This window comes from Halobellus sp. (assembly GCF_042218505.1).
Classification (GTDB): domain Archaea; phylum Halobacteriota; class Halobacteria; order Halobacteriales; family Haloferacaceae; genus Haloquadratum.
Genome location: NZ_JBDGQZ010000050.1, coordinates 104,017 through 111,586, shown reverse-complemented (window position 1 = coordinate 111,586; position 7,570 = coordinate 104,017). Strand labels below are relative to the sequence as shown.

General features: G+C 66.7%; 8 protein-coding genes and 1 pseudogene. 7 read left to right on the top strand and 2 right to left on the bottom strand.

Features of this window, described 5'->3' with window-relative positions:
• The 7 genes and pseudogenes from ABEI27_RS13520 to ABEI27_RS13490 all read left to right on the top strand — a co-directional run.
• Nucleotides 1–390: pseudogene (locus tag ABEI27_RS13520) on the top strand (cell surface protein); the annotation flags it as partial.
• 213 nt (nucleotides 391–603) lie between these two features.
• Nucleotides 604–1,281 carry a hypothetical protein gene (locus ABEI27_RS13515; protein ID WP_375799927.1) on the top strand — a complete coding sequence of 226 codons (678 nt, stop codon included), beginning with the start codon at nucleotides 604–606 and terminating at the stop codon, nucleotides 1,279–1,281.
• A gap of 40 nt (nucleotides 1,282–1,321) precedes the next feature.
• On the top strand, nucleotides 1,322–1,780 hold the full coding sequence (locus ABEI27_RS13510) for a hypothetical protein (protein WP_375799926.1): 459 nt from the start codon (nucleotides 1,322–1,324) through the stop codon (nucleotides 1,778–1,780).
• Nucleotides 1,781–1,930: 150 nt separating this feature from the next.
• The gene (gene pth2, locus ABEI27_RS13505; protein WP_375799925.1) at nucleotides 1,931–2,269 is read left to right on the top strand and encodes a peptidyl-tRNA hydrolase Pth2; all 339 of its coding nucleotides are present in this window, start codon (nucleotides 1,931–1,933) and stop codon (nucleotides 2,267–2,269) included.
• A 156-nt stretch (nucleotides 2,270–2,425) separates the two neighbouring features.
• A complete protein-coding gene (locus ABEI27_RS13500; RefSeq protein WP_375799924.1) occupies nucleotides 2,426–3,490 on the top strand; it encodes a sensor histidine kinase in 1,065 nt (354 codons plus the stop codon).
• Nucleotides 3,491–3,547: 57 nt separating this feature from the next.
• Entirely contained in the window at nucleotides 3,548–4,909 is a 1,362-nt protein-coding gene (gene truD / locus ABEI27_RS13495) for a tRNA pseudouridine(13) synthase TruD (protein WP_375799923.1), read from the top strand.
• 182 nt (nucleotides 4,910–5,091) lie between these two features.
• Nucleotides 5,092–5,817 carry a DUF2103 domain-containing protein gene (locus tag ABEI27_RS13490; protein WP_375799922.1) on the top strand — a complete coding sequence of 242 codons (726 nt, stop codon included), beginning with the start codon at nucleotides 5,092–5,094 and terminating at the stop codon, nucleotides 5,815–5,817.
• A 43-nt stretch (nucleotides 5,818–5,860) separates the two neighbouring features.
• Here ABEI27_RS13490 and ABEI27_RS13485 read toward each other — a convergent pair whose 3' ends face one another.
• Nucleotides 5,861–6,622: a 4-phosphopantoate--beta-alanine ligase gene (locus tag ABEI27_RS13485; RefSeq protein WP_375799921.1), complete on the bottom strand. Its 762-nt coding sequence runs from the start codon at nucleotides 6,620–6,622 to the stop codon at nucleotides 5,861–5,863.
• Between the two features lie 72 nt (nucleotides 6,623–6,694).
• Nucleotides 6,695–7,534 carry a pantoate kinase gene (locus ABEI27_RS13480; protein WP_375799920.1) on the bottom strand — a complete coding sequence of 280 codons (840 nt, stop codon included), beginning with the start codon at nucleotides 7,532–7,534 and terminating at the stop codon, nucleotides 6,695–6,697.
• Between the last annotated feature and the right edge of the window lie 36 nt (nucleotides 7,535–7,570).

Here is a 7,570-nt window from a genome sequence, read left to right as displayed (position 1 = left end):
TTTACGAGAGACTTCGACCGAGGTACTCACCCGAGAGCGAGACGACAGCTCACCCTACGCGGTGACAGCAGTGGCACGACCGACGTCGAAATTTCAATCAACCAGATGGACGACGAATCCGGGCAAGCCATCGACGCGGAGGCTCGCTCCGGCGTCGTCATTACCGGTCCGCCGACGGTGACAGGCGGCAGCGCGCCGACCGACCCCGACGGTGACGGTCACTACGAGGACCTGAACGGCAACGGTCGGCTCGACTACGAAGACATCGAGATCCTGTTCAGCAACTTCGACTCCGACAGCGTGACGTCGAACGCGTCGGCGTACGACTTCAACGAGAACGGCAAGCACGACTACGACGACATCGTGAGCCTCTTTCAGGAGGTCAACTGATCGTGCCGGCTGTAGCTCGGGATCGATCCGGTCGCAGTCGCTCCGTCCGTTCGGGACCGGCGCGAAACCGATCTACAGCCACCGCGACGTGGCGTCGCACCGGTCGAGTCATCGGCCGGTCCCGCTAGACGCCCTCCACCACTTTATTCCCATACAATGATACCAACCGTACCTCCGATTTCGATATCTTCCGGTTCCCGCCGCCGCACCGTCGTGCTCGCAGTTGCGCTGACGGTACTCGCCCTCCTCGGGGTGGTGGCGGCAGCAGGGACGGCCACAGCCCAGAGCGACCAACCCACCGTCGTCGTCACCGATGGGACGACGGCTCCCGACGGCACCACGACCGTCGCGGTCGTCCTCACGGACGCGCCAAACGGTCTCTCGGGCTACTATCTCGAACTGGCTGTCGGGAACGGGGAGGTAGCGCGGATCGAATCTGCGAGTTACCCCGACCGATTCGGCCTGACGACCGGGCCGGAGATCACCGCAGACGGCACGGCCGTCACGCTCGAAGCCGCAGATGTGGACGACGCCGTCGGCCCCAGCAGCACAAATGTGACGCTCGCGACGGTGACGATTGCCGGAGCCGCCTCGGGTGACGTCACGCTCTCCGTTGAGCCCCGTCAGTTCGACGATGACGGCGGCGGTAGCTTCAGCCCCGCGACGCAGTCCGGTACCCTGACCGTGACCGGAAGCGAGGAGGGTGGAACAGTATCCTCCGGCCAGTCCAGCGGCGGGACGAACGGCGACGCCGAAAGCGAATCGGTTATGCCCGAATCCGGAAGCGATGGCGGTGCAGAGTCGACGCCCGTTTCGACACCACTGCCGGCGCTCCTCTCGCTCGTCGCTATCGCCGTCCTCGCCGGCATCCTCCTCTCCCGACGTACCTGACGCGAACGACCAGAATTTCCAGCAGCCACTACGTATCACAATGTCACAATCCACCGACCACCGACGCGACGAATCGACGACCGATGAACCGACAGTCGACGACACGGAAACCATTCACCGCGACTACGTCCTCGACGTGCGTATCGTCGAACGAACGACCGACGACGGCGAGACGGGCTACCGGTTCGAGGCTCCGAATCACGAAGGGAAGGACTTCGCAGACCCGGATGCGGCGGAACTGTACGCCGACGTCTACTTCGATGTCAACGGATTCGACGAGCGGAAGGTCGGCGAACGGGGCGTTCCGCCGGAAGTCGTCCAAGCAGGTCGTGATACGCTCGTCTCGTACTTCCTGACGTGGCCGTCGACCGATATCAACTGGGTCGCCTCGTTCAGCGGACGACAACCGCAGAAGGTCCGGCGGTACGTCAAGCGACTCGAGGGACGGGCGGAGTCGATCCGCGAGGAGATTGTCGAACAGAACGTCGACCGCGAGTAGCCCTACCGCGCTTCGGGTGCAGAAGCATCAGTGGCGGCGTGAGTGAACTCTTGCAGACGCGACGATGGATACGACTGGGTAACGGCTGACAGTCCGCCACGCAACAGCGGGATCCGACAGTATATATTCGATCGGGCGACACGTTTGCGTATGAAGCAGGCAATCGTCGCCCGGACCGATCTGGGGATGGGCCGGGGGAAACTCGCCGCGCAGGTCGCCCACGCGTCGCTGTCGGCATACGAGGACACGGATCGACGGACGAGAACGGAGTGGAAGGGCAGCGGGCAGAAGAAGGTCGTCCTCAAGGCCGACGGCGAAAGTGCCCTGTTCCGCCGTGCCGACGACGCTGAGCGCCTGGGGCTCCCGAACGCGGTCGTCCGCGATGCGGGACACACGCAACTCGATCCGGGGACGGTGACGTGTCTGGCTGTCGGTCCCGGGTCCGACGCGGAGATCGATCGGGTGACTGGCGAACTATCGCTGTACTGAACGAGAGCCTCGGACTGCAGCGACGGGACTGTAGTAGCGTTTGCAACTGATTGCACACCCGATCGCACGCGGTCGTGCGATCGGGTGGGCGAAGACTTGCAAACGCTACTGTAACGGCCAAACGACTTAGGACCCCTCGCCCCGGAGAACAGACAGATGAATGAATTCGCGGGGGTTGATCCGGACGACGCGTTCGCCCGGATCGCGGACGACCTCGGCGACGCGGTGCTCGTACACGACGCAGCGAGCGGCGAGCTCGTCACCGTTGCAGGCGGGATCGAGGCGCTATTCGGCTACGACCGCGAGTCGTTCAAGGACCTCGATCCGGGTGCGTACGTCGTCGATACGGACGCAGAATCAGAGATCCGGTCCGAAGCGGTAGCGGCAGCAGAGCGCGGCGGAAGCGGGACGTATCGCTGGCGAGCGCGCCGCGCCGATGGGACGACGTTTCGGGCGGAGTCGACTGTCTCGACGACGACGCTCGACGGACGAGACTGTCACGTGAGCGTGGTCAGAGGCGTGACAAAGCGGAGCGAGCGTGAACTCGAGCGGTTCGCGGAGACATTGACACACGACCTCCGGAACCCCCTGAACGCGGCCCAGGCGCAAGTCACCATCCTGCGTGAGGAGGTGGAGGGCGGCGATGAGTTCCTCGACCGCCTGGATCGCGTCCACGGTCGGATGGCCGACATCGTCGACGACGTCCGCGCGCTGGTGAGCGACGGACACCGCATCGACGACGGCGAGCGAGTCAACCTCACGGAGGTCGTCACCGAGGCGTGGGATGCGGTCTGTGAGTACCGAGAGGAGGGCGTCGACGGGCCGTGCGAGGCGTCCAGTGAGGGCGGTTCGACCTGCGTCATCGAGGGCGACCTGGGAACGGTCGTCGCGGACGAGCGGCGGGTTGGCCGCCTCTTCGAGAACCTCTTCGAGAACGCGCTCCGGCACACCGACGACGCGGTCACCGTGCGAGTCTCGCCGTTGCCCGACGCCAGCGGCGTCGCCGTTGCCGACGACGGTCCGGGAATTCCACCCGCCGAGCGCGAGCGGATCTTCGAGTACGGCTACACCACCGCCGACAGCGGGACCGGATTCGGGCTGAATATCGTCGTCTCCGCAGCGGCCGCCCACGGATGGGACGTCACGGTCCGCAAGTCCGCCGAAGGCGGCGCCCGGTTCGAGATCACTGGAATGGACGGCGGGCCCGGTAGTTCCGAGTAGCCGCGACTGGCGAGAACCGGAGCGGTCTTACTGCTCGAGCGGAGTTCGAAAAATCGAATGCGCGAGTCCCACCCGCTGGAACGCCGCGTCGGGATCGAGTACTACTGCAGCAACGCCGACGGGACCGGCGGGCGACTGCGTGAGCGTCCCGAGGACTTTCGGGTCCGCGAGATCGACGCAGTCGAGCCCGAACCGCTCGATTCGGACCCGGGCGACTTTCCGCACCTTCTCGTCCGGGTGACGCTCCGCGAGTGGGACACCAACGACTTCGTCAACCGACTGTCGAACGCGCTGGGAATCAGTCGTGAGCGGATCTCTTGGGCAGGCACGAAAGACAAGTACGCCGTCACGACGCAACTGTTCACACTTGCAGACGTCGACGCCGAGCGGCTCCCGGAGATTGCGGGAGCTGACGTCGACGCGCTCGGGCGGGTGGGCCGAGGGCTGTATTTCGGCGATCTGGCGGGCAACGACTTCGATATCCGCGTCCGCGACGCCGACACCGACCCGGTACAGCCGATCACCGAGGAGTTGCACGGAGTGCTCTCCACGGATGAGGCCGCCGGGGGCCCAATCGAAGTTGCCGTCCCGAACTACTTCGGTCACCAGCGGTTTGGCAGTCGCCGGCCCGTCACCCACGAGGTCGGCCTGGCGGTCGCCCGCGGGGCGTGGCGCGAGGCGGTGCTGACCTACGTCGGCAACCCGTGCGAAGCGGAGCCAGACGCGACGCAAGACGCCCGCGAGTTCGTCGACGAACAGGCCGCGACGGCCGACCCGGACTGGGCGGCCGCACTCGAACGAATGCCCGGCACGCTCCGCTTCGAGCGGTCGATGCTGCACCGTCTGCACGAGAACGGAAGCGAGGGCCCGGCCGACTGGCGGCACGCGCTGGAAGCGGTGCCCTCGAACCTCCAGCGGTTGTTCGTCAACGCGGCGCAGTCGTACGCGTTCAACCGCATCGTCAGCGAGCGGCTAGACCGCGGACTCCCGTTGACGCACCCCGTCGAAGGCGACGTGGTGTGCTTCGCTGATGGCGACGCTCCGGCGGGGCTCTCCAGTCCGGACACCGATCGCACGAACGTCGCTACCGACGGCCGCGTCGACGTGATGCGTCGCCACTGCGAGCGGGCGCGCGCTTTCGTGACCGCACCGCTCGTCGGTACCGAAACCGATCTCGCGACGGGCGAGCCCGGCGATATCGAGCGCAAGGTCCTCTCCGATCTCGATCTCGCGCCAGAGAATTTCGACCGGCCGGGCGAGTTCCACTCGACGGGGACGCGCCGGGCAGTCCTGCTCCGAACGACCGTCGAGACCGACGTCGAACTCGACGCCTACGAACTTTCGTTTTCGCTGCCGTCAGGGTCCTACGCGACGGTCCTCTTCAGAGAGTACCTGAAGACGAGCCCCCGAGACCTCTGAGCGCGGGCCGTCGGAATCGACGACGTCGAGGGGTCCGGAACTGACACACTCGAGGAACTCGGAGTGAGTAGAGCCGGTATCACCTAGGTCGGTGCAGCCGGCGCTCCCAAGATCTAGCAAAGTCCGGGGTCGTCGCGCCCACCGATAGCCGTGCTTTTATTTTTCCGTCATCTCCACCCGGTATGGACTGCCGGCGGTGCGGCACGCCGCTCGAACGCCCGGGCGATTACTGCCTGGTCTGTAACACGCCCAACTGCGATGCCGTCGTCGTCGTCTTCGAGCGCGACCGCGCGGAGTTGACGATGCTCGACGGGAAGGAGATCGTCGGCCGGACGGCGCTGACGACGATGCCGGAAGACGATCCCGAGGCGGAGGTGGTCGAACTCCGGAACTTTGCGGGCCGCGTCGCCGACGACATCCGCCGGAAGCGGCCCGAGACGGTCTTCGCGTCCGGCGATCGTGACGTCTTGCGCGAGGCGCGAGCGCAACTGCATCACGAGTTTTATCGGATCGCGGCCGACGACCCCGTCGAGCGCGTCCTCGAACGCCGCGGCGAGCGCTCGCTGGAGATCGTCGAAACGGCGCCGAAGGAGAAACTCGGCGGTTCGCACTCGACGCTCATCGGCGGGCGCAAAGGCCGACGGGCGATCGGCGTCGTGGCCAACCACCCGCACGTGAAGAAGATCGTCCCCGGGCCGATCGACGCCGGCGGGATGGGATCCAGAACTGGTCTTCGCGCAAAGGTGACCCGCGCCGACGACAACGGCAACGTCCGGTTGCTGTTGCGCGACGGATCGAGCGTCCAGGAGAACCGAATCGTCACGACCGCGATGGATCGCGAGACCGGAGAGTTCGTGCGCGGCGACCTCAACGAGGCACTCGTCGAAGCGGAGTTGCAGGAGACGTGAGCAGCGGCGTCACGGTCGGTTGCCGGTCGGCGAGGTTGCGTTTTTACTCCAGATCACCCGAGCGGATAGCCTGCTCGGCCGCGTCAAGCGCGCGCTCGGCATCGAACGACTGAACGATCGACGCCAGTTCCTCTGACGCGGCAGACTCCAGTTTCCGCGCGTGGTCGGTGACGGTTGGAACCGCCCGGAGAATGTTGTCGACGATCGGTACGTCGGCGATTGTGGCCGATCGCGAGAGCGGATTCAGATCTATCACGACCTCGCCCTTGCCCATCGCCGAGAGCGCCTCCGCGCGGTCGCCGTCTTCGAGGGGCACGAGGACGATGTCCGCCGAGCCGATACCGCGGGCGTCGACTTTCGAGCGCTCGTGTTCGAGCCCAGGGATCCGCGCGTCGGCAGTCAGTCCCTTGATGCGGACACCCGTTTCGTCTGCGCCGTGTTCGCGGAGGTGCCCGGCGATCGCACGCATCCGCTCGTGGGTTCGATTGAACAGGTTCACTTCGACGTCCGCGTCCACGGCCGCCGCGAGATCGATCATCTCGCCCGGGACGAGTGCGGCCACGTTGCCGTTGATCGAGAGGACCGGACGCTCGGCGAGACGCAGGAGAGCGGCGGCAGCGCGGGCCGCCTCGTCGGCGGACGGGATCGTCTCCTCGCCGAGAAGATAATCGAACGCCTCACCGCGACCCTCCGCGATCAGGCCCTGTCGGCTGGTGATCCCCTTGTCGACCCCCTCCTCAATCCGGTGTCGCGTGAGCAGCGACTGGTACCGCGGGTGGTTCTCCGGCACGTCGATCTCGCTCATACGACACGGATCGGGCGGCCGAGACAAAAGCGGGGCGATTCCGAGGTGCTCGGTCGAGAGCGCTTCGATCGCTCACTCCGTCGGGTGAAGCGTCGCCCCCGCCGCGTGGACCGAGCAGACCGTCGGGTCGTAGCCGGCCGCAGAGAGGTCGTTTCCGAACGCGAAGACGGTGTCACCGAGCATCGCCATCGCTGCGTCGCCCCCGGCCTCCCGGACTTCGGTGATGGCGTCGCCGACGCGGTCGGTGAGGAGGTCGGCCTCGCGGGCGAACCGCCGCGAAAGGGCGAGGAACCGCGACGGCGTCGGCTCCGCCCGGAGGGCTGAGAGGGCCCGCTCACCGGCAGCGGTCAGCGCGCGTGTGTCGCCCGAGAGAACCGTCTCCGTCGAGACCGAGCCGAACGTGACGTACTCGACGCGGGGGCTGGCGGGGACCCCGTCGAGACGGCCGTGGGCCGGGCCGCCGGGGTCAAGACGAATCGGAAGGCCGCCGCGGGCTTGCGCCACGACGTCGCCGAGTCCCGTCCCCGCTTCGACCTCCGCGCGGTGCGCGATCCCGACAAGTTCGTTCTCGGTTCGCTGCGTGTCGTAGACCGCGTTGACCGCATAGGCCGTCGCGAGCGCGGACGCTCCAGAGACGCCGAAGCCGGCCCCGAGCGGGAGCGGCGTCTCCGCGTTCACCACGGCGTCTTCCGCACTGAGGGCCCCGAGCACGGTGTCGACGGCTTCGAGATCGACCGGAACGCCGTTGAGTCTGACCGACCGGTCGCGCCCGCGGCGGACGCGGACGTCGACGCCGTGCGACAGCGTGATCCCGGCACCGCGAGAGCCCGCCGCCGACGGGTCGTCGTCGGGGTGGGCGCTGAAGAAGCCCGTGACGTGGCCGGGGACGAACGCCGTCGACTCCTCTGTCATCGCGTGTCGATTGTGGGGGCCGCGTTAAATTGAACG

Coding starts and splice junctions, on each gene's coding strand:
- truD (WP_375799923.1), top strand. CDS start 3,548: ATGCGCGAGTCCCACCCGCTGGAACGCCGCGTCGGGATCGAGTACTAC.
- ABEI27_RS13500 (WP_375799924.1), top strand. CDS start 2,426: ATGAATGAATTCGCGGGGGTTGATCCGGACGACGCGTTCGCCCGGATC.
- ABEI27_RS13490 (WP_375799922.1), top strand. CDS start 5,092: ATGGACTGCCGGCGGTGCGGCACGCCGCTCGAACGCCCGGGCGATTAC.
- ABEI27_RS13485 (WP_375799921.1), bottom strand. CDS start 6,622: ATGAGCGAGATCGACGTGCCGGAGAACCACCCGCGGTACCAGTCGCTG.
- ABEI27_RS13480 (WP_375799920.1), bottom strand. CDS start 7,534: ATGACAGAGGAGTCGACGGCGTTCGTCCCCGGCCACGTCACGGGCTTC.
- pth2 (WP_375799925.1), top strand. CDS start 1,931: ATGAAGCAGGCAATCGTCGCCCGGACCGATCTGGGGATGGGCCGGGGG.
- ABEI27_RS13510 (WP_375799926.1), top strand. CDS start 1,322: ATGTCACAATCCACCGACCACCGACGCGACGAATCGACGACCGATGAA.